The organism is Anaerobacillus alkalidiazotrophicus (assembly GCF_001866055.1).
Window position 1 is genome coordinate 406,672 of sequence record NZ_MLQS01000017.1, and the last position, 24,345, is coordinate 431,016.

At 35.9% G+C, this 24,345-nt stretch carries 17 protein-coding genes and 1 other annotated feature; of the genes, 16 read left to right on the plus strand and 1 reads right to left on the minus strand.

Annotated features, from left to right (window positions below):
- Nucleotides 1-57: 57 nt before the first annotated feature.
- From ilvD to yihA, 14 genes are all read left to right on the plus strand, one after another.
- Nucleotides 58-1,725, plus strand: coding sequence for a dihydroxy-acid dehydratase (gene ilvD / locus BKP45_RS12200; protein ID WP_071389943.1), 1,668 nt, complete (start codon nucleotides 58-60; stop codon nucleotides 1,723-1,725).
- 11 nt (nucleotides 1,726-1,736) lie between these two features.
- Nucleotides 1,737-2,001 (plus strand) — a binding site (T-box leader).
- Between the two features lie 205 nt (nucleotides 2,002-2,206).
- Nucleotides 2,207-3,934, plus strand: coding sequence for an acetolactate synthase large subunit (gene ilvB / locus BKP45_RS12205; protein ID WP_071389944.1), 1,728 nt, complete (start codon nucleotides 2,207-2,209; stop codon nucleotides 3,932-3,934).
- Complete coding sequence (ilvN, locus tag BKP45_RS12210; protein WP_071389945.1) at nucleotides 3,931-4,449, plus strand: acetolactate synthase small subunit; 519 nt, start codon at nucleotides 3,931-3,933, stop codon at nucleotides 4,447-4,449. Before ilvB ends, ilvN begins: the two co-directional genes overlap by 4 nt.
- Before the next feature lie 99 nt (nucleotides 4,450-4,548).
- Nucleotides 4,549-5,571 carry a ketol-acid reductoisomerase gene (gene ilvC, locus BKP45_RS12215; RefSeq protein ID WP_071311177.1) on the plus strand — a complete coding sequence of 341 codons (1,023 nt, stop codon included), beginning with the start codon at nucleotides 4,549-4,551 and terminating at the stop codon, nucleotides 5,569-5,571.
- Nucleotides 5,558-7,102 carry a 2-isopropylmalate synthase gene (locus tag BKP45_RS12220; protein WP_071389946.1) on the plus strand — a complete coding sequence of 515 codons (1,545 nt, stop codon included), beginning with the start codon at nucleotides 5,558-5,560 and terminating at the stop codon, nucleotides 7,100-7,102. The genes ilvC and BKP45_RS12220 overlap by 14 nt, the downstream gene beginning before the upstream one ends.
- 19 nt (nucleotides 7,103-7,121) lie before the next feature.
- On the plus strand, nucleotides 7,122-8,210 hold the full coding sequence (gene leuB / locus BKP45_RS12225; RefSeq protein ID WP_071389947.1) for a 3-isopropylmalate dehydrogenase: 1,089 nt from the start codon (nucleotides 7,122-7,124) through the stop codon (nucleotides 8,208-8,210).
- Nucleotides 8,211-8,320: 110 nt separating this feature from the next.
- Nucleotides 8,321-9,733: a 3-isopropylmalate dehydratase large subunit gene (gene leuC, locus BKP45_RS12230; RefSeq protein ID WP_071389948.1), complete on the plus strand. Its 1,413-nt coding sequence runs from the start codon at nucleotides 8,321-8,323 to the stop codon at nucleotides 9,731-9,733.
- A gap of 33 nt (nucleotides 9,734-9,766) precedes the next feature.
- The gene (leuD, locus tag BKP45_RS12235) at nucleotides 9,767-10,351 is read left to right on the plus strand and encodes a 3-isopropylmalate dehydratase small subunit (protein ID WP_071389949.1); all 585 of its coding nucleotides are present in this window, start codon (nucleotides 9,767-9,769) and stop codon (nucleotides 10,349-10,351) included.
- Between the two features lie 216 nt (nucleotides 10,352-10,567).
- A complete protein-coding gene (locus BKP45_RS12240; protein WP_071389950.1) occupies nucleotides 10,568-11,593 on the plus strand; it encodes a tetratricopeptide repeat protein in 1,026 nt (341 codons plus the stop codon).
- Between the two features lie 289 nt (nucleotides 11,594-11,882).
- Entirely contained in the window at nucleotides 11,883-13,178 is a 1,296-nt protein-coding gene (gene tig / locus BKP45_RS12245) for a trigger factor (RefSeq protein WP_071389951.1), read from the plus strand.
- A 575-nt stretch (nucleotides 13,179-13,753) separates the two neighbouring features.
- Nucleotides 13,754-15,025, plus strand: a complete 1,272-nt coding sequence (gene clpX, locus BKP45_RS12250) for an ATP-dependent protease ATP-binding subunit ClpX (protein WP_071389952.1) — start codon at nucleotides 13,754-13,756, stop codon at nucleotides 15,023-15,025.
- A gap of 519 nt (nucleotides 15,026-15,544) precedes the next feature.
- Nucleotides 15,545-17,227, plus strand: a complete 1,683-nt coding sequence (gene lonB / locus BKP45_RS12255) for an ATP-dependent protease LonB (protein ID WP_071389953.1) — start codon at nucleotides 15,545-15,547, stop codon at nucleotides 17,225-17,227.
- A gap of 481 nt (nucleotides 17,228-17,708) precedes the next feature.
- On the plus strand, nucleotides 17,709-20,033 hold the full coding sequence (lon, locus tag BKP45_RS12260) for an endopeptidase La (RefSeq protein WP_071389954.1): 2,325 nt from the start codon (nucleotides 17,709-17,711) through the stop codon (nucleotides 20,031-20,033).
- Nucleotides 20,030-20,617, plus strand: a complete 588-nt coding sequence (gene yihA, locus BKP45_RS12265) for a ribosome biogenesis GTP-binding protein YihA/YsxC (RefSeq protein ID WP_071389955.1) — start codon at nucleotides 20,030-20,032, stop codon at nucleotides 20,615-20,617. The genes lon and yihA overlap by 4 nt, the downstream gene beginning before the upstream one ends.
- A 22-nt stretch (nucleotides 20,618-20,639) precedes the next feature.
- On the opposite strand, the gene BKP45_RS12270 is transcribed toward yihA, so the two are convergent.
- A complete protein-coding gene (locus BKP45_RS12270) occupies nucleotides 20,640-21,494 on the minus strand; it encodes a DUF4309 domain-containing protein (protein ID WP_071389956.1) in 855 nt (284 codons plus the stop codon).
- Nucleotides 21,495-22,017: 523 nt separating this feature from the next.
- On the opposite strand from BKP45_RS12270, the gene hemA reads away from it, so the two are divergent.
- Together hemA and BKP45_RS12280 are read left to right on the plus strand one after the other, a co-directional pair.
- Nucleotides 22,018-23,382: a glutamyl-tRNA reductase gene (gene hemA / locus BKP45_RS12275; RefSeq protein WP_071389957.1), complete on the plus strand. Its 1,365-nt coding sequence runs from the start codon at nucleotides 22,018-22,020 to the stop codon at nucleotides 23,380-23,382.
- Nucleotides 23,383-23,395: 13 nt separating this feature from the next.
- Complete coding sequence (locus BKP45_RS12280; protein WP_071389958.1) at nucleotides 23,396-24,220, plus strand: cytochrome C assembly family protein; 825 nt, start codon at nucleotides 23,396-23,398, stop codon at nucleotides 24,218-24,220.
- The last annotated feature ends 125 nt before the right edge of the window (nucleotides 24,221-24,345 follow it).

The following is a 24,345-nucleotide window of genomic DNA, read 5'->3' on the forward strand; positions in this document are numbered from 1 at the left end:
AAAGACGAACTAATCCAAGAGGATAAAACAACAAGTATACTAGGGGATGTAGATATTATGCGAAGTGATATGATTAAAAAAGGTATTGACCGTGCGCCGCACAGAAGCTTATTAAGAGCAACTGGTGTAAAAGAAGAAGATATGAATAAGCCATTTATTGGTGTCTGTAATTCATATATCGATATTATTCCAGGCCACGTTCACTTAAATAAATTTGCTGAGGTAGTTAAAGAAGCTATTAGAGAAGCTGGTGGAGTACCCTTTGAATTCAATACAATTGGTGTAGATGATGGAATTGCGATGGGTCACATCGGCATGAGATATTCACTACCTTCACGAGAAATAATTTGTGACGCAGCCGAAACAGTTATTAATGCTCATTGGTTTGACGGAGTTTTTTACATCCCAAATTGTGATAAAATCACCCCTGGAATGTTAATGGCAGCTGTTCGAACTAATGTCCCATCTGTTTTTGTAACAGGAGGTCCAATGGAAGCTGGGCGTACAAAAGATGGGAAGAGCTTATCTTTAGCATCCGTTTTTGAAGGAGTTGGAGCGTTCCAATCAGGAAAAATGTCTCGAGAAGAGCTTTTGGAGATTGAATCATCTGCATGTCCAACGTGTGGATCGTGTTCTGGAATGTTTACAGCAAATTCTATGAACTGTCTTATGGAAATGGTTGGGATGGCATTGCCAGGAAACGGAACAATCGTAGCGACTTCTGAAGACAGAAAAAAACTGATTAAAGATGCTGCAAAACATTTAATGAATTTAATTGAAAAAGATATCCGCCCAAGAGATATCATTACGAAAGAAGCTATTGATGATGCTTTCGCTTTAGATATGGCAATGGGAGGTTCTACAAATACAGTCCTTCATACATTAGCTATTGCTAATGAAGCTGAAATTGAATATGACCTAAAACGAATTAATGAGGTTGCAGAGCGTGTTCCGTATTTATCTAAAATAAGTCCAGCATCAGATTATTCAATGCAAGATGTGCATAATGCTGGTGGAGTCAGTGCCATCATCAAGGAATTATGTAGCATAGAAGGGGCAATTCACCCTGATCGTATGACAATTACCGGGAAGTCAATCTACGAAAATGTTAAAGATGCTGAAATTACAAATGATGAAGTAATTCGTCGTAAAGATAATCCATATAGTCCCGTTGGTGGATTATCAATATTATTTGGAAACATTGCACCTGATGGAGGAGTAATAAAGGTTGGGGGTGTTGATCCTAGCATTCAAACCTTTGATGGTAAAGCGATTGTTTTTAACTCACAAGATGAAGCATTAGAGGGAATTGAAAATGGTTCCGTAAAAGCTGGTCATGTAGTAGTCATCCGTTATGAAGGTCCAAAAGGCGGTCCTGGAATGCCAGAGATGCTTGCTCCTACATCTTCAATTATCGGTAGAGGATTAGGTAAGGATGTTGCTTTAATTACTGATGGAAGGTTCTCTGGAGCATCGAGGGGAATTTCTATAGGACATATTTCTCCAGAAGCAGCAGAGGGCGGCCCGATCGCTTTTATTGAAAACGGAGATAGAATTATCATTGATTTAACAAATCGAACAATTAACTTAGATATTTCCGATGAAGAATTAGAAAACAGAAAGAAATCTTGGGTTCAACCAGAGCCGAAGGTGAAAAAGGGATATTTAGCTCGTTATTCTAAACTAGTAACCTCGGCTAATACAGGTGGGGTAATGAAAATATAAAAATTTTATACAATAAAACGTCGAAGAGGAAAAGTAGTTTTAAGTGTTGGTATCTACAGAGAGCCGTTGTCGCTGTGAATACGGTGATACCCCTTATTACGAACTCACCTCTGAGTGTCAATATGAAAGGAATTTATAGGTTCCGAGTAGTATTGGTCGAGTGATACCGTCACTCGTTATCAAAACTGAACGATAAAATCGTTCCTGAGGTGGTAAATTGTATAATTAACCATGAAAAAGGGTGGTACCGTGGAAAGAAATCTTTTCACCCCTTACTAAAAGCAAATGTTGCTTATTTATAGGGGTGAGAAGGTTTTTTATTTTACTTTCAAAAAGAATTTTGATGGTATGAGAAAAGGTGGATATTATAACAATAATGGTTAACTTTGAAAATAATGTTGTCACCTCCCTTCTAAAACATGGTATGTATGAATAGCCAATAGAGCTGCATAAATAAAATCAACTTGTTAGGGGGATAAAAATGAGTACCAAGTTGAGGAAAAAAGAAGTAATTGTTGAAAAAGAAAATCAAATGATGACTGGTTCATCCATGCTGATCGAAGCAATAAAGCAAGAGGGAGTAGATGTGATTTTTGGTTACCCGGGTGGAGCAATTTTACCAGCCTATGATCAAATTTATAAGGATGGAATTCGTCACATCTTAGCAAGGCATGAGCAAGGCGCGATTCACGCAGCAGAAGGATATGCGAGAGTATCTGGAAAGCCAGGTGTTGTAGTCGTGACATCTGGTCCAGGAGCTACTAATGTGGTTACGGGAATTGCAGATGCAATGATGGATTCACTTCCATTAGTTGTTTTTACTGGTCAAGTTGCTAGTTCTGTAATTGGTACAGATGCCTTTCAGGAAGCTGACGTAGTAGGTATTACAATGCCGATAACAAAACATAGTTATCAAGTGCGAAACGTAAATGACTTACCGAGAATAATTAAGGAAGCATTTCATATTGCGACAACCGGAAGGCCAGGACCTGTATTAATTGACTTACCAAAGGATGTTTCACTGGAAACAGGTTTGTTTGATTATAGTAAAGCAGTTGATTTGCCAGGGTACCAACCCACGATCATGCCTAATAAGTTACAAGTTAGAAAACTTGTAGAAGCAGTAAGTAGTGCAAAGAAACCACTTATCTTAGTTGGTGCCGGTGTGTTACATGCTAATGGAACTGATGAACTGTTAAAGTATGTTGAGCAACAGCAAATTCCTATTGCAAGTACCCTTTTAGGATTGGGAGCATTTCCAGGTGATCATGAATTGTTTTTAGGGATGGCTGGGATGCATGGAACTTACACAGCAAACATGGCTATTTATGAGTGCGATCTGTTAATTAGTTTAGGTAGCCGTTTTGATGATAGGGTAACAGGAAACCTTGAGAAGTTTGCACCAAATGCTAAAATTGCACACATTGATATTGATCCAGCAGAAATCGGGAAAAATATTGAAACTCAAATTCCGATTGTTTCAGATGCCAAAGAAGCTCTAAAAGAATTAATTACCCAAAATGGTGTCAAATCGCAAAATTCAGTTTGGATCGAAGATTTAAAACGTTTAAAACAAGAGTATCCGTTATGGTATACAGAAGATACATCAGTAATAAAACCACAACAACTAATTGAGCGTATTTACGAAAAAACAAAAGGTGAAGCGATTGTAACAACAGATGTTGGACAGCATCAAATGTGGACAGCACAATTTTTTAAATTTAAAAAGCCAAATCGTTGGGTTACGTCAGGTGGTTTAGGAACAATGGGATTTGGTTTCCCGGCTGCAATAGGAGCACAAATAGCTGAACCTAATACTCCGGTTATAGCATTCATGGGAGACGCTGGGTTCCAAATGACTCTGCAGGAGCTATCACTTTTACAAGAAATGAAACTTCCAGTAAAATTAGTAATTGTAAATAATGCTTCCTTAGGGATGGTTCGACAATGGCAACAATTATTTTTTGAAGAACGTTATTCAAACTCTTTATTCCCTGTTCAACCAGACTTCGTAAAACTTGCCGAAGCTTATGACATAAAAGGTATGAGAGTGGATAGTGTGAATGATTTAGATAAAGCAGTTGAAGAGATGCTTGCTCATGATGGTCCAGTTTTAGTTGATTTTAGAGTAGCATCTAGAGAAAATGTTTACCCAATGGTGGCACCAGGTAAAGGATTACACGAAATGATTGGGGTGAAACCATTATGAAACGAATAATAACAGCAACTGTAAATAATGTTTCAGGTGTTTTAAACCGGGTGACTGGAATGTTTGCTAGAAGAAACTACAATATTGAAAGCATTACGGTAGGGCACACTGAAAATCCAGCAATTTCTAGAATGACTTTTGTAGTAGTTGTTGACAGTGAGGAAAGTATAGAGCAAGTTATAAAACAATTAAATAAACAAATAGATGTGCTCAAAGTTTCAGATATCACAGATGAGTCAATAGTTTCAAGAGAACTAGCACTTATAAAAGTGTTTAGTACGGCTCAACAAAGAAGTGAGATCGCAGCAGTAATTAACCCATTTCGTGCTTTAATTATTGATGTTGGAAGAGAAAGTATGACTGTCCAAGTTACTGGTGATCAAGAAAAAATAGGAGCACTTATTGATTTACTACATCCTTACGGCATCAAAGAGTTAGCAAGAACTGGTATTACAGCCTTCAAACGGGGGCAGAAAGTGTCAAATAACGACCAAAGAGTAGTTTTAATTAATTAGGAATTTGTAAGGAAATTGTGAAACATCACATGGTACTCTCACTTTCTTAATTTCAAAATTATAAATTTAAAATAATAAAATTAGAGGAGTTGTTTAATAATGGCAAAGGTTTATTATAATGGTGATGTAAATGAAGCAGTACTACAAGGGAAAAAGGTAGCAGTAATTGGTTATGGATCACAAGGTCATGCTCATGCTTTAAACTTAAAAGAAAGTGGAGTAGACGTAGTAGTAGGATTACGTAAAGGTGGATCTTGGGACAAAGCGGTAGCAGATGGTCATACTGTTGTTTCAGTAAATGAAGCTGCAGCACAAGCCGATCTTATCATGGTACTTTTACCAGATGAATATCAACCAAAGATTTATAAAGAAGAAATTGAACCAAACTTAAAAGAAGGAAAAGCGTTAGTTTTTGCACATGGTTTTAACGTTCATTTCAGTCAGATCGTACCACCTGCTAATGTTGACGTATTCCTTGTAGCTCCAAAAGGTCCAGGTCATTTAGTTCGCAGAACGTATACTGAGGGAGCTGGAGTTCCAGGATTAATCGCTGTATACCAAGACGCTACAGGAAATGCAAAAGAGTTAGCATTAGCATATGCAAAGCAAATTGGTTCAGCTCGCGCTGGTGTTCTTGAAACTACATTCCAAGAAGAAACTGAAACAGATCTTTTCGGTGAGCAAGCAGTGTTATGTGGAGGAACTTCTGCATTAGTAAAAGCAGGATTCGAAACATTAGTAGAAGCTGGTTATCAGCCAGAAGTAGCATATTTTGAGTGTTTACATGAATTAAAACTAATTGTAGACCTTATGTATGAAAGTGGATTAGAAGGTATGCGCTATTCAATTTCAGATACTGCACAATGGGGAGACTTTGTTTCAGGACCACGTGTAGTAACTGAAGATACAAAGAAAGCAATGAAAGATATTCTAACAGACATTCAAACAGGTAAGTTTGCTAAAGGTTGGATCCTAGAAAACCAAGCAAATCGTCCTGAATTTAACGCAATCAATGCTAGAGAAAAACAACATCCGATCGAAGTGGTAGGAAAAGAACTTCGTGAAATGATGCCGTTCGTAAAGGCAAAACATAAGGACGTGGTCACAAGTGGGAAAAATTAATGTCTTTGATACGACATTAAGAGATGGTGAGCAATCAGCTGGTGTAAATCTTAATTTTGAAGAAAAATTAGAGATTGCAAGGCAATTGGAGCGATTAAACGTTGATATTATTGAAGCGGGTTTCCCCGCTTCATCCCCTGGGGATTTTCGCTCGGTAAAAGCAATTGCAGACACAATAAAAGGCTGTTCTGTAACAGGACTATCTCGTTCGGTTCAAAAAGATATTGATGCCGCTTGGGAAGCGCTAAAAGGTGGAGTGGAACCAAGATTACATGTATTTATTGCTACTTCGCCTATCCATATGAAACATAAGTTAAAGAAAACTCCTGATGAAGTTGTTGAAACAGCGGTACAATCTGTTCGTTATGCAGCGAGATATTTTCCACATATTCAATGGTCTGCTGAAGATGCATGTCGATCTGATCTAGATTTTTTAGTTCGTATTATTAAGGAAGTTATTGATGCTGGTGCTTCTGTCATTAATATTCCTGATACAGTCGGTTATATTACTCCAAGTGAAATAGGAGAAATATTCTCTTATTTAAGAAATAATGTTCCAAATATAGATAAAGCTATTTTATCTACTCACTGTCATGATGATTTAGGTATGGCGGTAGCAAACTCTCTTTCGGCAGTTGAACATGGAGCAGGGCAAGTTGAGTGTACAATCAATGGTATTGGAGAGCGAGCAGGGAATGCATCTTTAGAAGAAATCGCAGTTGCTCTCAAAATCCGTGGTGATTATTACAACGCTGAAACAAGGTTAAAGCTAAATGAAATCAAAAGAACAAGTTCCCTTGTAAGTAAGCTTACAGGTATGGTTGTTCCTGGAAATAAAGCTATTGTAGGTGCGAATGCTTTTGCTCATGAATCTGGTATTCACCAAGATGGTGTATTAAAAGAAAAAACCACTTACGAAATTATTACACCGGAACTAGTTGGGGTTACTTCAAATCGAATGGTACTTGGAAAGCACTCAGGTCGCCATGCGTTTAAAGAAAAGGTTAAGGAACTTGGCTATAACGTAAAAGAGGAAGAATTAAATCGCCTTTTTGCTGCCTTTAAAGATTTAGCGGATAAAAAGAAAGAAGTAACAGAAGATGATATTTTTGCTCTTCTTACTGAAGAACGAGTGGCGAGTAGTGTAGCTTATTATAAAGTTGAACAGCTTCAAGTCAACTACGGTACTAATAATATCCCAACTGCGACAATCACACTGAAGACTCCAGAAGGGAAAGAACTTCAAGAAGCTGCAACGGGTTCTGGGAGTGTAGAAGCGATTTACAATACTCTTGAGAGAATGATTGAATCGCCAGTTAAATTATTAGATTATCGTATTCAATCGGTAAGTGGTGGTAGAGACGCACTTGCGGAGGTTTACGTAAAAGTTAAGTTTAAAGAAGTTGAAACAAGTGGACGAGGAACGGCTAATGATGTCTTAGAGGCTTCAGCAAAAGCATACGTAAACGCGATTAATCGTGTATTAAATCGCAAATCAAAGGAAGAGTGTTCAGAAACAGTTCAGTTGTGATGTCTAAGGGGGAACAAAAATGAATAAAACAATAACAGTGTTACCTGGCGACGGAATTGGTCCTGAGGTTATCAAAGCAGCGCAGAAAGTATTAGATACTGTTGCCGAAAAGTTTAGTCACCAATTTACGTACCAGAATGCCAAAATAGGTGGAGTGGCGATAGACGAAGATGGAACACCACTTCCTCAAGAAACAATTGACCTTTGTAAAAAAAGTGATGGTGTTTTGTTAGGAGCAGTAGGTGGACCAAAGTGGGATACACTTCCAGGACATATGCGTCCGGAGAGAGGTCTACTAGGTATCCGTAAAGCGTTAGAGTTATATGCTAACTTACGACCAGTCACTGCTCACAAAAGCTTATTAGATGCTTCAACCTTAAAGAGAGAAGTTATTGAAGGTGTAGACTTAATGATCGTTCGTGAATTAACGGGTGGATTATATTTTGGTCAACCTCAAGAGAGACGACAAGAAAATGATGGAGAGTCAGTTGTTGACACTCTTTATTATAAGAATTACGAAATTGAACGAATTATTAGACAAGCTTTTGAATTAGCTCGTCTACGTCGTAAAAAAGTGACATCTGTTGACAAAGCTAATGTTCTTGAATCAAGTAGAGTTTGGCGTGAGATTGCAATCGCTGTTCACGCAGATTATCCTGATGTAGAGTTAGAACATATGTTAGTTGACAATGCTGCCATGCAACTTATCCGAGATCCTAAGCAATTTGACGTTGTAGTAACTGAAAATATGTTTGGTGACATCTTAAGTGATGAAGCATCAATGCTAACAGGTTCTCTAGGAATGTTACCATCTGCAAGTATTAATGGAAATGGACCGGGGCTTTATGAACCAATTCATGGTTCCGCACCGGATATTGCAGGGAAAAACTTGGCTAATCCATTAGCAACGATTTTATCTGTTGCAATGTTACTTCGCTACTCGTTTTTAATGCAAGAGGAAGCAGATGCTGTTGAAACTGCTGTTACGAAAGTTTTGGAAGCAGGTTACCGTACGGGAGATATTGCAGAAAAAGGACAGCCAGTGTTAAGTACAGAAGAAATGACTGAAAAAGTTATCGAACATATTCAATTAGCAGTAACAAATTAAAATGTAGAAAAGAGATGTAGAATTAAGAAATAGCTTGAAGGCGCTGCTTTTAAGTAGCGCCTTCAATAATTCTACATTTTCCTTTTACATTAGAATGGGAGAGGATCTTGATGAGTAAAAAAACGATCATCGAAAAAATTTGGGATAAGCATACAGTTGTTGATGAACCAGGTAAACCTACTCTATTATACATCGACCTTCATATGGTTCACGAAGTTACCTCACCTCAAGCCTTTGAGGGATTACGTTTAAAGGGAAGAAAAGTTCGCCGTCCTGATTTGACGTTTGCAACAATGGACCATAACGTTCCAACGCTAAACCGTTATACAATCACTGATGAAATTGCAAAAAAGCAAATGGATACCTTGTCTGAGAACTGTAATCAATTTGGAATTAAAGTTGCTGATTTAAACAGCCCTGATAGTGGGATTGTTCATGTAATCGGTCCTGAATTAGGTCTAACTCAGCCAGGTAAAACAATTGTTTGTGGAGATAGCCATACGTCTACTCATGGTGCCTTTGGTGCATTAGCGTTTGGAATCGGAACAAGTGAAGTAGAACATGTTCTAAGTACACAAACATTATGGCAATCAAAGCCAAAAACGTTACAAGTACATGTAAAAGGTGACTTACCTATAGGTGTAACAGCTAAAGACGTTATTTTAGCAATTATTGCAAAATATGGTGTTAATTTTGGAACTGGTTCAGTCATCGAATTTACAGGTGAATCTATTCGTAAAATGACTATGGAAGAACGTATGACAATTTGTAATATGAGTATCGAAGCAGGTGCAAAAGCTGGTTTAATAAGCCCAGATGAAGTAACTTTCGAATACTTAAAAGGAAAAGAATATGCTCCACAAGGAGAAGCTTTTGAAAAAGCTGTTGCAGAGTGGAAAGCCCTTGCTACTGATGAAGGAGCTACTTACGATCAAACAGTTGAAATAGACGCATCTGAAATTGAGCCACAAGTAACATGGGGAACTAATCCTTCACAAGGAATTGGTATTAATGGAGTAGTACCTAATCCTGCTAATGCTACAAATGCTGTTGATAAAAAAGCTGTAGAGCAAGCACTTGAATACATGGGTCTTGAACCTAATACACCGATTACTGATATTGAGATTCAACATGTATTTATTGGTTCATGTACAAACTCTAGAATGAGTGACCTGCGTGCAGCAGCGCAAGTAGCAAAAGGAAGAAAAGTAGCACCTGGAGTACGAGCAATGGTTGTTCCAGGTTCGCAGAAAATCAAATTACAAGCTGAGGCAGAAGGTTTAGATCAAGTTTTCTTAGAAGCTGGCTTCGAATGGCGTGAGTCTGGTTGCAGTATGTGTTTAAGCATGAACCCTGACTTCGTACCAGAAGGAGAACGTTGTGCTTCTACTTCAAACCGAAACTTCGAAGGTCGCCAAGGAAAAGGTGCAAGAACTCATCTAGTTAGTCCGGCAATGGCAGCAGCAGCAGCAATAGCTGGTAAGTTCGTTGATGTTCGTACGTTTACTGAGGCAACAGTTTAATAGAAAACATTTTTGTTGGAGGTGCAGTTAGTTATGGCTGGAATTGTAGTTCATAAAGGTAATGCAGCGGCAATGGACCGTGTAAATGTAGATACAGATCAAATTATTCCAAAGCAATTTTTAAAACGTATTGAAAGATCTGGTTTTGGTCAATTCTTATTTTTTGATTGGCGTTTCAATGCTGATGGAACAGATAATAGTAACTTTGAATTAAATCAACCACACAACAAAAACGCAACTATTTTAGTAGCTAATGAAAACTTTGGTTGTGGTTCTTCAAGAGAACATGCTCCTTGGGCGATCCAAGATTATGGGTTCCAAGTAGTTATTTCACCAAGTTTTGCAGATATTTTTTACAATAACTGCGTAAAAAATGGTATTCTTCCGATCAAACTTACAGAAACTGAAGTAGAGGAATTGTTAGCGAAAGCTGATAAGGGTGTTTATGAATTAACAGTTGATTTGAAAGAACAAACTGTATCTGATGACCAAGGTTTTTCAGCAAAATTCACAATTGATCCGTACTGGAAAGAAATGCTTATGAACGGTTGGGATGAAGTATCTGTAACATTAAATTATGAAGAAGATATTTCTGAATATGAAAAACAAAGAGCATAAGTAAGGACAAGAAGGGGAGACAAACAATTGTCTTTCCTTCTTTTTTTACATAATCAGAATTTATAAATTTCTAACTTGGAAACTGTCTAGCACAATGAGAAAGTAAATCATGTGTGTTTCTTGGCATAAGGCGTAAGAAGTTGTTTCGTTGTAATTCATATATTAGAATGGTAAACTTAAAGGAAAAGGCGTACTAAAGGGTGGAGCGATTGTTTCATGAGAGAGAAACAAAAAAAAATTAAGGAAAAGGTAGTTTTATTTCCGGGTGTAGTGGAAAAGCTTGTAGCAAAGGGCATGGAAGCATTAAAGCAAAAAAGTTTTTCAGATGCATTTTCATTTTTTGACCAAGCACTACAAATTGAACCGGATCATCCGCAAGCAAGGTTTGGTCTTGCTTTAAGCTTAATTGAACAAGCAAGGTTAGAAGAAGCTAAAGAAGTTACTGAACAAATGCTTAAAGAAGATGTTGGTAATTATTATGATATTTTACAAGTACATATTTCCTTATTGGTTCAACTAGGAGAATATGATGAAGTAGTTACTATGCTTGAAGGCATTATGACTGAAGAAAAGTTGCCAGCAAATCTAGCAGAATCTTTTTATCACCTATTACATTTTAGTCGTCAGATGGTAGATGATGGGACACAAGTAGAAATTGATATCGATATCAAACAGCCGCCAGAAGAAGTGTTAAATATGTTATATAATGGCACAGTTGAGAAGCAATGGCTGGCAATTCAAATGTTAGGGAAATTGCCCGCATCAGTTTTTATGGAAACAGTCAAACAATACTTAATGACAGACCAATTTGATCCAGTACTGAAAAGTATTATTTTGCAGCAGCTAAAAGAAAAGAATGTAATAGGAGATATTGAAATACATAAGTTTGGTAAAGTAATCCACATAAACATTTCTGAATTAGAAGATGTTTACCATGAGGAATTTGGTCAAAATACTATAAAGTTAGTAGCTGAACAATTAGAAAATGATAATCCTAGTTTATTTGAAGTAGTTACCCAATTGTGGTGGCATTATCTCTTTGCTATCTATCCTATTTCACCTGAACCGTTGCAACCTTCACTATGGGCTGCTGCTGTGCATAGGACGGGAATTGAAATGGCAGGAATAGACTTTGATGATTATAACTTAGCAAACAAATATAACGTAGATAAAGAAGAGATGGTCGTTTGTTCCGAGGGGATTTTGAAAATTGAGAACGAGACCTATAAAGGAATTACATAATAATACTGGTTACTATTCTTCTAACAGTATTAGATCCAGTATTATAGCTGGAAAGATTTTGTACTAATTTCTAACAGTTGAAATGATACTACTCTATGGTATAATAGAATGGTTGTAAAAAGTGGAATATCATATAATTTTTTATGCTTTAAGAAAGGTTACACCTTTGTTAGAGGATTAAATTACATTGAAAAATGATACTCAGTCTTATAATGATAGTCAGTTTAGTTTTTCAAGTGTTACAAGCCACAAATACTTAATGATTGAAAATGTTGGAGGGAAAGAATAAATGACTGCAAAATGGGAAAAGTTAGAAGGAAATCAAGGCGTACTTACAATTGAAGTAGAAGCCGCAAAGGTTGATGAAGCGTTAGATCAAGCTTTTAAAAAAGTAGTAGGTAAAGTGAATGTACCTGGGTTCCGTAAAGGGAAAATTCCTCGTGCGATGTTTGAACAACGTTTTGGAGTTGAATCGTTATACCAAGATGCTTTAGATATTTTATTACCAACTGCATATGGAGCTGCGATTCAGGAAACAAATATTGAACCTGTAGACCGTCCTGATATTGATGTTGAACAAATGGGCAAAGGACAAAATCTTATTTTCAAAGCTACAGTAACTGTAAAGCCAGAAGTTCAGCTTGGGGAATATAAAGGTTTAGAAGTTGAAGAAATGGAAACAACTGTAACTGATGAAGATGTTGAACTTGAGTTAAAACAACTTCAAGAAAAACATGCTGAATTAATCGTTGTTGAAGAGGGAACAATTGAAAATGGCGATACTGCTATTATTGATTTCGAAGGTTTTGTTGATGGTACACCTTTTGAAGGTGGAAAAGGGGAAAACTATTCATTAGAAATTGGTTCTGGTTCATTTATTCCAGGTTTTGAAGAGCAATTAGTTGGTGTTAAATCAGGAGAAGAAAAAGATGTTGAAGTATCTTTCCCTGAAGAATATCATGCTGCTGATTTAGCTGGTAAGCCTGCAGTATTTAAATGTAAAGTTCACGATATTAAACGTAAGCAGCTTCCAGAGCTTAATGACGAGTTTGCAAAAGATGTAAATGAGGAAGTTGAAACGTTAGAAGCTTTAAAAAATAATATTAAAGAAAAAATGATCCAAGACAAAGAAACAGAAGCTAACCACCAAAAACGTGATTCCCTAGTAGAAAAAGCTGCAGAGAATGCTACTATTGATATACCAGAAGCAATGATTACAACTGAAGTAGACCGTATGTTAGAAGAGTTTGGACAACGCCTTCAAGCTCAAGGTATGAATTTAGATTTATACTACCAGTTCTCAGGTACAGATGAAAATGGTATGCGCGAGCAATTTAAAGCAGATGCTGAAAAAAGAGTTCGTATTAACTTAACTCTTGAAGCTATTGCTCAAGCAGAAAATTTAGAAGTATCTGATGAAGAAGTTGAAGTTGAACTTGAAAAAATGTCAGAACTTTATAAGCGTTCTGTTGATGAACTTAAACAAATTCTAGCAATGCAAGGTGGAATTGCTGCTATGAAGGGTGATTTAAAAGTTCGTAAAGCAGTAGATTTACTTGTTGAAAATAGTAAAGTTGTTGCATAACAATACTAATAACAAGGCGCGAATATTTTCGTGCCTTGTTTTATACTATAATAATTTATAAATTCTAATAAGTTTCATAATTGTTTATTTTCGCTACTCTGATACTAAATGTTGTTGGATGAAGATCGTTTCCAACAACATTTAGACTGATGTAGATCCATTTAGGTAATTATGAAATTCACTCACATAAAATAATTAAAATTTTTTTGATAAATAAGTTATGTTTTTTATATTATTAGTAAATTAATTGTAGTAGGAACTAACAGGTATGATATATACATAAAGCCTTTAAATTATGAAAGTATATTTTTTGACAAGGAAATTTGAAATTCTTTATTTTTTTAAAAGGAAAAAAGGAGGTAAAAATTGAATTAATTACATATACTCTTAAATACATACGGAGTAATCAAAAATTATCTTCGTACATACTATGTTTTATAGTGGGTGCTACAATTAGCGCTTACTGCTTAAGATGTGATAAAATGCTATACATATGAAAGACTAAATGAATTCGGTAAAATTTTAGTACGATATTAGTATCGAGAGATAGAACAAACTTTGAGGGGTGAAAATTTATGTTTAAATTTAATGACGAAAAAGGACAGCTGAAGTGTTCTTTTTGCGGTAAGACTCAAGATCAAGTAAGGAAACTTGTTGCTGGTCCAGGGGTTTATATATGTGACGAGTGTATCGAGTTGTGTACTGAAATCGTTGAGGAAGAATTGGGAACAGAGGAAGAAGTTGACTTTCAAGATATTCCAAAACCAAAGGAAATTCGTGAAATTCTAGATGATTATGTAATAGGACAGGAACAAGCTAAGAAGACATTATCAGTGGCTGTATATAACCACTATAAACGTATTAATTCTGGCCAAAAAGCAGATGAGGTTGAACTATCAAAAAGTAATATTTGTATGATAGGCCCAACAGGGAGTGGGAAAACCCTTCTTGCGCAAACGATGGCTCGAATATTAAATGTGCCATTTGCTATTGCAGATGCTACAAGTCTAACGGAAGCAGGATACGTAGGTGAAGATGTTGAAAACATTCTTCTTAAATTAATTCAAGCAGCTGATTACGATGTAGAAAAAGCCGAAAAAGGAATTATTTACATCGATGAAATTGATAAAGTTGCTCGTAAGTCAGAGAACCCTTCTATTACTCGAGATGTATCAGGTGAAGGTGTGCAGCAAGCCCTTCTTAAAATTCTTGAAGGGACAACAGCGAGTGTTCCTCCTCAAGGTGGTAGAAAACACCCACATCAAGAATTTATTCAAATTGACACAACGAATATTTTATTTATTTGTGGTGGGGCATTTGACGGTATAGAACAAATTATTAAACGTCGTTTAGGTAAAAAGGTTATTGGGTTTGGCTCTGATGTTGGTAAACAAGAAGATTTAAAACCGGGTGAATATTTGGCAAAAGTATTACCAGAAGATTTACTTCGTTTCGGTCTAATTCCAGAATTTATTGGGAGACTACCTGTCATTTCAAGTTTACAGCCTCTCGATGAAGATGCATTAATCGAAATTTTAACTAGACCAAAGAATGCTCTAGTTAAGCAATATGTCAAGTTGTTAGAATTAGATGACGTTGAATTAACATTTACTGATGACGCTTTAGTGGAAGTAGCGAAACAAGCCATTGAACGTAAAACGGGAGCTCGTGGTTTACGTTCAATAATTGAAGGTATAATGTTAGATGTAATGTTTGAATTACCTTCACGTGATGATATTGCAAAATGTACAATTACCCCTGAAGTTGTTACTGATAATGCAAATCCTATTTTGGAAACAAAAGATGGAGAAGTTATTCAAAAACCACTTCCGAAAGAAAGTGCGTAAAAAACTTAGCCCGATAACGTGACGGCTTAACTGAATAATGATTTATTTTCTGCAAAGCTAGTGAACAAACTATTTGTTCGCTAGCTTTTTTATATAATCAGAATTTATAAATTTCTAATTTGGAACCTGTCTAGCGCAAGCAGCCTACGAGCTCGGTCACTTCAGTCAAGAAACGGACTTCAATAACTACTTGAATAACCTCTCAGAATAGCTTCATGCAGCTTTGCTTCGAGGAAGCTTACTACGAAGCAATACTAGAAGACGCAGAAGCACGTAGGAAGCCAAAGAGCGGCTTCTGTCAAAGGCCTTCCAGTGCCTATCGCTCGTGACCAAGGCGCTTGCGCTTTTCTTGTATTAGGGAATGATCTGAGGTACTTTACAAAAATTTTCGAGTAGAGTTAGTAACTATTTTTTCCATGCGATAACAATTATTCCCTTCTCACAAATTGAAGATTACTCGATACATTACCGGAGATACTAAATGGCATAGATCTTGAAAAATTAGTAGGAGGGTACTTCATGAATTGGGCAGGCATAGCATTGTTGATTCAGTTATTTTTTGGGATTATCATTGGTCTTTATTTTTGGAACCTGTTGAAAAGCCAAAGGACACAACGGGTGTCAGTTGATAAAGAATCAAAAAAAGAACTTGAGCAATTAAGAAGAATGAGATCAATAAAATTAAGTGAGCCTCTGTCAGAAAAAGTGAGGCCGAAAAATTTTGATGAAATAGTTGGGCAAGAAGATGGTATTCGCTCTTTACGTGCTGCTCTATGTGGACCGAATCCACAACACATTATTGTATATGGTCCACCGGGTGTTGGAAAAACAGCGGCTGCTAGATTGGTTCTTGAAGAAGCTAAGAAAAATCCAGCTTCACCGTTTAGAGCTTCAAGTGTTTTTATTGAATTAGACGGTACAACAGCTCGTTTTGACGAAAGAGGAATAGCTGATCCATTAATAGGCTCAGTACATGATCCTATTTATCAAGGTGCAGGTGCTATGGGGCAAGCTGGAATTCCACAGCCGAAACACGGTGCGGTTACGAAAGCGCATGGTGGAGTCTTATTTATTGATGAAGTTGGAGAACTTCATTCAATTCAGTTTAACAAATTGTTGAAAGTCCTTGAAGATCGAAAAGTATTTTTAGAAAGTGCATACTATAGTGAGGAGAATACACAAATTCCGCAGCATATTCACGATATCTTTAAGAATGGATTGCCGGCAGATTTTCGATTAATTGGGGCAACAACACGAACGCCAAATGAAATACCACCTGCTATACGCTCTCGCTGTTTGGAAGTCTATTTTAGAGCGTTAACCCCTGCTGAAATCATTAAAGTTGCTCAAAAAGCTGTAGATAAAATCAACTTTGAGTTAGAAGAAGGAGTGTTAGAATTAATTTCAAAGTATGCAACAAACGGAAGAGAGGCAGTGAATATTGTTCAAATATCTTCTGGAGTTGCGACGTCAGAAAATAGAGAATTTATAAAAGTTTCTGATGTAGAGTGGGTAATTCATTCTAGCCAACGATCTCCACGTCCAGAAAAGAATATCCATAAAGAACCAACCGTTGGCTTGGTAAATGGTCTTGCTGTTTATGGACCAAATTCTGGGTCAATTATTGAAATTGAAGTTACTGCGTATGAAAATAAAGGAAAAGGAAGAATAAATATAACAGGGATAGCTGAGGAAGAAAGCACTGGTGACAGAGTACGTTCAATTCGACGAAAAAGTATGGCCAAAGGCTCTATTGAGAATGTGGCTACAGTACTTAGGAAAATGGGAGTTCCTACAGATGATTATGATATCCATGTCAATTTTCCAGGGGGGACACCTATTGATGGCCCTTCAGCAGGAATTTCAATGGCTACAGCCATTTATTCAGCTATTCATAATATCAAAATTGACAATGAATTAGCTATGACTGGTGAATTAAGTATTCACGGATCTGTTAAACCTATAGGTGGTGTAGTAGCTAAAGTAGAAGCTGCTAAGCAGGCGGGTGCGAAACGTGTATTAATTCCGATTGAAAATTACCAAGCAATTTTTAAAGAACAAAAGGGCATTGAAGTAATTTGTGTGTCTACTCTACAAGAAGTTTTTGACCTCGCTTTTGTTATCGAAGAAAGTTTAAAAGAAGAAGATGTCATTCCTGCTAGTATAATTAATCAGGATACTAGTCCTTCTGCGCTTGTTTAATAATGGTTGGGGCTTCTTAAACACATGAGGCCCCTATCAATAGTGATATTTTATGTTATTGTTCTATACCTTTGAAGAACATTATAAGTAGTAAATATTTGCCTAAAGAATTAACTATAGAATAAATCCCTTAAATTAAGATGGTTGATTGCTCATACGTTTAAGCTTATTTGGTAGCTATTTTCATTAAGGTAAAACGCCAAAACCGATAGTTATGTTTTTGTCTAAGTAATACACCTAATTTCATTGTAATATTAGACAAACTAGGAACGATAAGATAAAATTGTACAAGATTAAGTTTTTTCATTTCCTTCTAAATTTTACTAAATAAATGTAAAACTTTTTCTTATGTAAAGTGGATTTAAATGCTCTTATAAAATTTAATAAAAAGGATTTATATTAGAGTAAGTGGAAGTTATAAGTTTCATGATAAGCATCCTCTCCATAAAAATAGAAGAAGTTGTACGGAGGTGTATACATAATGGCTGAAGAGAATAAAATTGTTATCCCACTTTTACCTCTTAGAGGAATACTTGTTTATCCAACAATGGTACTTCATCTTGATGTCGGTCGCAATAAGTCTGTTCAGGCTTTAGAGCATGTTATGGTAAATGACCATAATATACTTTTAGCTACACAAAGAGAAATTTCAATTGATGAACCAACAGAAAAAGAGATTTACACTATTGGAACACTTGCTAAGGTTAAGCAAATGTTAAAATTACCAAACGGCACTATTCGAGTTCTCGTTGAAGGATTGCAAAGAGCTAAAGTTGAAAAGTTTTTAGAAAACGAAGAGTATTTCGAAGTGGAAATGACACTTGTTGAAGATGAGATTTTAGGTGATGCTGAGGAACAAGCACTGATGCGTAATGTCTTACTTCAATTTGATCAATATATCAAGTTATCTAAAAAAATCTCAGCAGAAACGCATGCTTCGGTTGCAGATATTTTAGAACCAGGACATTTAGCAGATGTAGTTGCTTCACATTTGCCTTTAAAAATTGTTCAAAAACAAGAGATATTAGAAACTTTTTCTGTTAAAGACCGTTTAAATAAGCTAATTGAAATATTAAACAATGAAAAAGAAGTTTTAGGATTAGAAAAGAAAATTGGTCAACGTGTGAAAAAGTCAATGGAGCGCACACAGAAAGAGTATTATCTGCGTGAACAAATGAAAGCAATTCAAAAAGAACTTGGTGATAAAGAAGGAAAAGAAGGCGAAATAGAAAGCTTTAAAGAGCGAATTAAAGAAGCTAACATGCCTGAAGTAATTGAGGAAAAAGCCTATAAAGAACTTGAACGCTACGAAAAAATGCCAGCTACTTCTGCGGAAAGCTCTGTCATTCGCAACTATTTGGAATGGTTACTTAATCTACCTTGGCATGAAGAAACAACTGATGTATTAGATATTAAACGTACAGAATCAATCTTAAATGAAGATCATTATGGCCTTGAAAAAGTAAAGGAACGTGTACTTGAGTATTTAGCTGTACAACAATTAACTCAACAACTTAAAGGGCCAATTCTTTGTTTAGCTGGACCACCAGGAGTTGGGAAAACATCACTTGCTAGATCAATTGCAAGATCCTTAGATCGTAATTTTGTTCGAATTTCATTAGGTGGAGTTCGTGATGAAGCTGAAATCCGTGGCCATCGTCGTACTTACGTTGGTGCAATGCCTGGCCGTGTAATTCAAGGTATGAAAAAAGCCGGAACGATAAATCCTGTATTTTTACTTGATGAAATTGATAAGATGGCTCATGACTTCCGTGGAGACCCAGCTTCGGCTCTATTAGAGGTATTAGACCCTGAACAAAATAATACGTTTAGTGATCATTTTATTGAAGAGTCGTATGATTTATCAAAAGTGATGTTTATTACTACTGCTAATAACGTGGGTACGATACCTGGTCCTTTATTAGACCGAATGGAAATTATCCATATACCTGGCTACACTGAAGTTGAAAAGCTTCATATCGCGAAAGATTATCTGTTACCAAAGCAAATGAAAGAGCATGGACTAGATAAAGGGAAATTACAAGTCAAGGACGAAGGAATAGTAAAGGTTGTTCGTTACTATACTCGTGAAGCTGGAGTACGTAATCTTGAGAGACAAATGGCAACGCTTTGTCGTAAAGCTGCTAAAATTATAGTCTCAGGTGAAAAGAAAAAAGTTATAGTCACAAATAATACGATTGAACAAATGCTTGGAAAGCCGAAATACCGATATGGATTAGCTGAAGAAGAAGATCAAGTAGGTGCAGCAACTGGACTTGCTTATACATCAGCAGGTGGTGACACATTGTCCATTGAAGTGTCTATTGCCCCTGGGAAAGGTAAGTTAACTTTAACTGGTAAATTAGGGGATGTCATGAAAGAATCAGCCCAAGCAGCCTTTTCGTACATTCGCTCACGTTCAGTGGAGTTAAATATTGATCCTACATTCCATGAAACAAATGATATTCACATTCACGTACCTGAAGGAGCGACACCTAAAGATGGTCCATCGGCAGGAATAACTATGGCGACGGCTCTTATTTCAGCTTTAACAGGTAAAGCAGTACGGAAGGAAGTTGGCATGACTGGTGAAATAACGTTAAGAGGTCGGGTCCTACCGATAGGTGGTTTAAAGGAAAAATCAATGAGTGCCCACCGAGCTGGATTAAAGATCATCATTCTCCCTAAGGATAATGAGAAAGATATAGATGATATTCCAGAGAGTGTTCGAAATGATTTAACGTTTATTTCTGTGTCACATTTAGATGAAGTTTTAAAGCATGCATTAGTGGGAGAGAAAAAATGAAAGTCACACAATCAGAAATAGTTATAAGTGCAGTAAAACCTGAGCAATATCCTGATACTGGTTTACCAGAGGTTGCTTTAGCAGGACGATCTAATGTAGGAAAATCATCATTTATAAATAAAATGATTAATCGAAAAAATTTAGCAAGAACCTCTCAGAAGCCTGGGAAAACACAAACGTTAAATTTTTATATTATTAATGAAGTGATGTATTTTGTAGATGTACCAGGCTATGGTTTTGCAAAAGTATCAAAATCAGAACGTGAAGCCTGGGGAAGAATGATTGAGACCTATATAACAAATCGCGAAACATTAAAAGCGGTGATTCAACTCATAGATATTCGCCATGATCCAACTAAGGATGACGTAGCAATGTATGAGTGGTTAAAGCACTACGACATTCCTGTAATTATCATTGCTACTAAAGCAGATAAAATCCCAAAAGGTAAATGGCAAAAACATGAGAAGGCAATTAAAGAAAAGTTAAATAAAGCTCCAAGCGATCCAATTGTTGTCTTTTCTTCAGAAACTGGTTATGGAAAAGATAAAGCATGGAAAACGATTGAAGAATTTTTAGAGTCCTAAAGCAAGTGCTTTAGGACCTTTTCTATTTTAAAAGAAAATTATTAGATTCAGTTAGCCAAATGTTGGTTATTTTTTTATCTTCATCAAATACTTCAAAAGATAGTAAATAAGGCCCTGCTTCATACGAATAAAAATAACTATTTTCCATTTCAGAGTATGATTTGCCTGTAGGTTCCCCTAATTTTTCAATAACTTCTGAAATTTGTACGTTAATTCGTAGCCCGGGCATATTCATTGCAACTACATTTGAATCTTCATCGAAAAGATAGGCTATATCATTATAGTAATAATAAGTACCGCCTAAATACCAATCAGTCATTGAGGGCTCACCAACCTTTAAAATAACCTCATTTTTACTTGATCCAATGATTATAGGAGAAGTAACCATTCTTCCCGTTTGAGCTTCTGTAATAAATGAACTAGTCACATCCAAATCATGATAACTCAAATAAAACTTGTTGTTTTCATGCCAAATATCAGAATAGAATTGTCCTAATTGTAAATCGACTTCATCAGTAAACTTTACCTTGTCTAGAATAATTATTTCGTCTTCATTTTCTACCCAAGTATAAAAACTTATGCCATTGATATGGTTATCTTGTTTCTCGGTTATAATTGTTTGAAATATACCTTCTTTTATTTCTTTACGAAGGTCATTTTGAGTAAAATAATCATTATTTGAGGTGGTGATGAGGTTCTCATCGGTATCAGGAGAAATAGTCAATAATGTTGCTACTAGTTCATTTTTACTAGAAGAGCTAATATAGGTGTTTAGGTTTTTGGAGTATTCAACTTCTAAATGGTGTAAATTAGCTTCTTGATTAGTACCACACGCAACTAAAAATATCCAACACATGACGAATAAAATTTGTTTCATAGCAAGTCTCCTTTTAAATCAATAAAAATAAGTACTTACTAGCTTGTTTCGATACATATTGTAGAAAACCCTATAAAAAATATATGAAAAATTGCGACTATTTATTAGGAAAAACTACATAGTTTAAAGGAAAGATAAAGAATTTTAGAGGAATATACCTTTTTATGTAATCCAAGCGAAAGGTTTATTGAGTTAAATGTTGAAAAGTGGCCCAGAATGTAGAAATAGCGTTTACGAAAATATCATAAACACTAAGTCTATTATTATGGGATAAATTTCTTACCTACATACTAGGTATTTGACCCTCAAATATGGTAAAAAAATCGAACGAATAAAAAATACGTATTTGTGAACAATCCGTCACAATTACTAGCCTTTTTAATAGTTGGAAGCTATGTGTGTTCACTTTCTGTTCACAAACTTATTTTGTACTAGTTTAGCAACGTGTTATAATATATTCTAGCAAATGGTTTTTATATGCACGTGTAAGGGAATTAGAAACCAACTCAGGGGGTGAAAAAACGTGCACATCCTAGTTACTAGTTTAAATTACAAATCAACGCCTGTAGAAATTCGCGAAAAGTTTACGTTTCAAAATGAGGAGCGTACTTGCGCTATTAAAAGGCTTATAAATACAAAGAGCATCTTAGAGGGTGTAATCGTTTCTACTTGTAATCGGACGGAAGTCTATGCAGTTGTCGATCAGGTACACACTGGTAGATATTATATTAAATCATTTTTATCTGAGTGGTTCGAACTTCCTATGGACGATTTTGTAGATTATTTAGATATATATCAAGATGATCGTGCTATTGAACATTTATTACGAGTGACTTGTGGATTAAATTCAATGGTTGTAGGAGAAACTCAAATTCTTGGACAAATACGTGAAAGTTTTTTGTTTGCTCAAGAACTTGAGGCAACTGGTACGGTTTTTAATCATCTTTTTAAGCAAGCTATCACATTGGCTAAGCGAGCTCACTCTGAAACTTCAATCGGTGAGAATGCCGTATCTGTTAGTTATGCTGCTGTTGAATTAGGAAAGAAAATTTTCGGCGATTTTAAAAATAAGCATGTACTTATTTTTGGTGCTGGGAAAATGAGTGAATTAACTGGGAAACACCTGCATGCTAATGGTGTTGGTAAAGTGACAGTCATAAATAGAACAATGTCTAAAGCGATACAACTTGCGGATAAATTTTTAGGGGAAGCAAGACCTATAAATGAATTAACAGATGCACTAATAGATGCTGATATCTTAATTAGTTCTACTGGTGCCAAAAACTATGTTGTTACAAAGGATATGGTATCTTCCATTATTCGAAAGCGTAAAGGACGTCCTTTGTTTATGGTGGACATTGCTGTTCCGCGAGATATTGAACCTAGTTTATGTGAGTTAGAGAGTGTCTATTTGTATGATATTGATGATCTTGAAGGGATCGTTCAAGCAAATCTAGATGAGCGGAAACGAGAAGCGGAAAAAATCGAAATAATGATTGACTATGAAATTGCAGAGTTTAAAAATTGGCTTAATACATTAGGAGTTGTTCCTATCATTTCTTCTCTTCGTACAAAAGCTCTTTCTGTCCATGAGGAGACCATGGCTAGTCTAGAAAGAAAGCTGCCTAATTTATCGGAACGGGAGAAAAAAGTGTTAAGTAAGCATATGAAAAGTATCGTTAATCAGCTTTTACGTGATCCAATTGTAGCTGCCAAAGAGTTAGCAGCTGAGCCTAATGCAGAAGAATCGTTAGCATTATTTACAAGGATTTTTTCTCTTAAAGATCTAACTGTAGAAGAAAAAGAAGCCTGTAGTCAGTTAGAAGAGAGTGCTGAAGCAACGCGAGAAGCTATTGTTTATGCCAAAGGTGCTGTAGTACGCTCCTAGAGAGGAGTTAAAAATGTTAAGTATGAATTTTATATATATATTCACTGTGATATTATATTGTTTAAGTGTTATAGGTTATTTTATTGATTTCTTACAGAACAACCAGAAGGTTAATCGAATTTCCTTCTGGTTGCTTTCTATTGTCTGGGTACTACAGACAATTTTCTTTGTTTTACGGATGCTCGAATATAATCGACTCCCATTAATGACTTCTTTTGAAGGATTGTTTTTTTATGCTTGGATTATCGTTAGTGTTTCTTTAGTAATAAATTGGTTTTTCAAAGTGGACTTCTTCGTATTCTTTACTAATATATTCGGATTTGCAATTATGGCTTTTAGTGTTTTTATTCCAACTGGTGATATTTCGCCTAACTTACAAGAACTATTAATTGTAGAATTACTTTTTATCCATGTAACATTAATATTGCTTGCGTATGGATCATTTACGTTTGCATTTATATTTTCAATTATGTACTACTACCAGCATCAAATGTTAAAGAAGAAAAGATGGTCTAAAAGATTGTTTCGTTTTGGAGACTTATCCAAATCAGAACATTTAGTCTTTATGTTTACTGTACTAGGATTTCCGTTATTATTGATGGGGGTTTTTTTAGGTTTAGTATGGGCTGCATTATCATTAGAACAGGTACCTTGGTTTGATGCAAAAATTGTTACCTCCGTACTAGTACTCTTTGTTTATGGATATTACTTGTATCAAAGAGTAGTAAAAAAAATTAGAGGTTATTCACTTGTTTTATTAAATATTGCTGGATTTTTATTAGTGTTAATTAATTATTTCCTATCAGGTTCACTTTCTAAGTTCCATCTCTGGTACTAGAAAACGATTTGCTTTGTTCATGTGCCAAAGGTATTTAATCAAACTGATTTGAACTTAAGGGTCATAGACCCCCACCTCTAAGCGTAGCGTAGGTGGGAACTTCCATTCAGGTGAAGTTGAGACTC

Coding starts and splice junctions, on each gene's coding strand:
- ilvD (WP_071389943.1), top strand. CDS start 58: ATGCGAAGTGATATGATTAAAAAAGGTATTGACCGTGCGCCGCACAGA.
- ilvB (WP_071389944.1), top strand. CDS start 2,207: ATGAGTACCAAGTTGAGGAAAAAAGAAGTAATTGTTGAAAAAGAAAAT.
- ilvN (WP_071389945.1), top strand. CDS start 3,931: ATGAAACGAATAATAACAGCAACTGTAAATAATGTTTCAGGTGTTTTA.
- ilvC (WP_071311177.1), top strand. CDS start 4,549: ATGGCAAAGGTTTATTATAATGGTGATGTAAATGAAGCAGTACTACAA.
- leuB (WP_071389947.1), top strand. CDS start 7,122: ATGAATAAAACAATAACAGTGTTACCTGGCGACGGAATTGGTCCTGAG.
- leuC (WP_071389948.1), top strand. CDS start 8,321: ATGAGTAAAAAAACGATCATCGAAAAAATTTGGGATAAGCATACAGTT.
- leuD (WP_071389949.1), top strand. CDS start 9,767: ATGGCTGGAATTGTAGTTCATAAAGGTAATGCAGCGGCAATGGACCGT.
- BKP45_RS12240 (WP_071389950.1), top strand. CDS start 10,568: ATGAGAGAGAAACAAAAAAAAATTAAGGAAAAGGTAGTTTTATTTCCG.
- tig (WP_071389951.1), top strand. CDS start 11,883: ATGACTGCAAAATGGGAAAAGTTAGAAGGAAATCAAGGCGTACTTACA.
- clpX (WP_071389952.1), top strand. CDS start 13,754: ATGTTTAAATTTAATGACGAAAAAGGACAGCTGAAGTGTTCTTTTTGC.
- lonB (WP_071389953.1), top strand. CDS start 15,545: ATGAATTGGGCAGGCATAGCATTGTTGATTCAGTTATTTTTTGGGATT.
- lon (WP_071389954.1), top strand. CDS start 17,709: ATGGCTGAAGAGAATAAAATTGTTATCCCACTTTTACCTCTTAGAGGA.
- yihA (WP_071389955.1), top strand. CDS start 20,030: ATGAAAGTCACACAATCAGAAATAGTTATAAGTGCAGTAAAACCTGAG.
- BKP45_RS12270 (WP_071389956.1), bottom strand. CDS start 21,494: ATGAAACAAATTTTATTCGTCATGTGTTGGATATTTTTAGTTGCGTGT.
- BKP45_RS12280 (WP_071389958.1), top strand. CDS start 23,396: ATGTTAAGTATGAATTTTATATATATATTCACTGTGATATTATATTGT.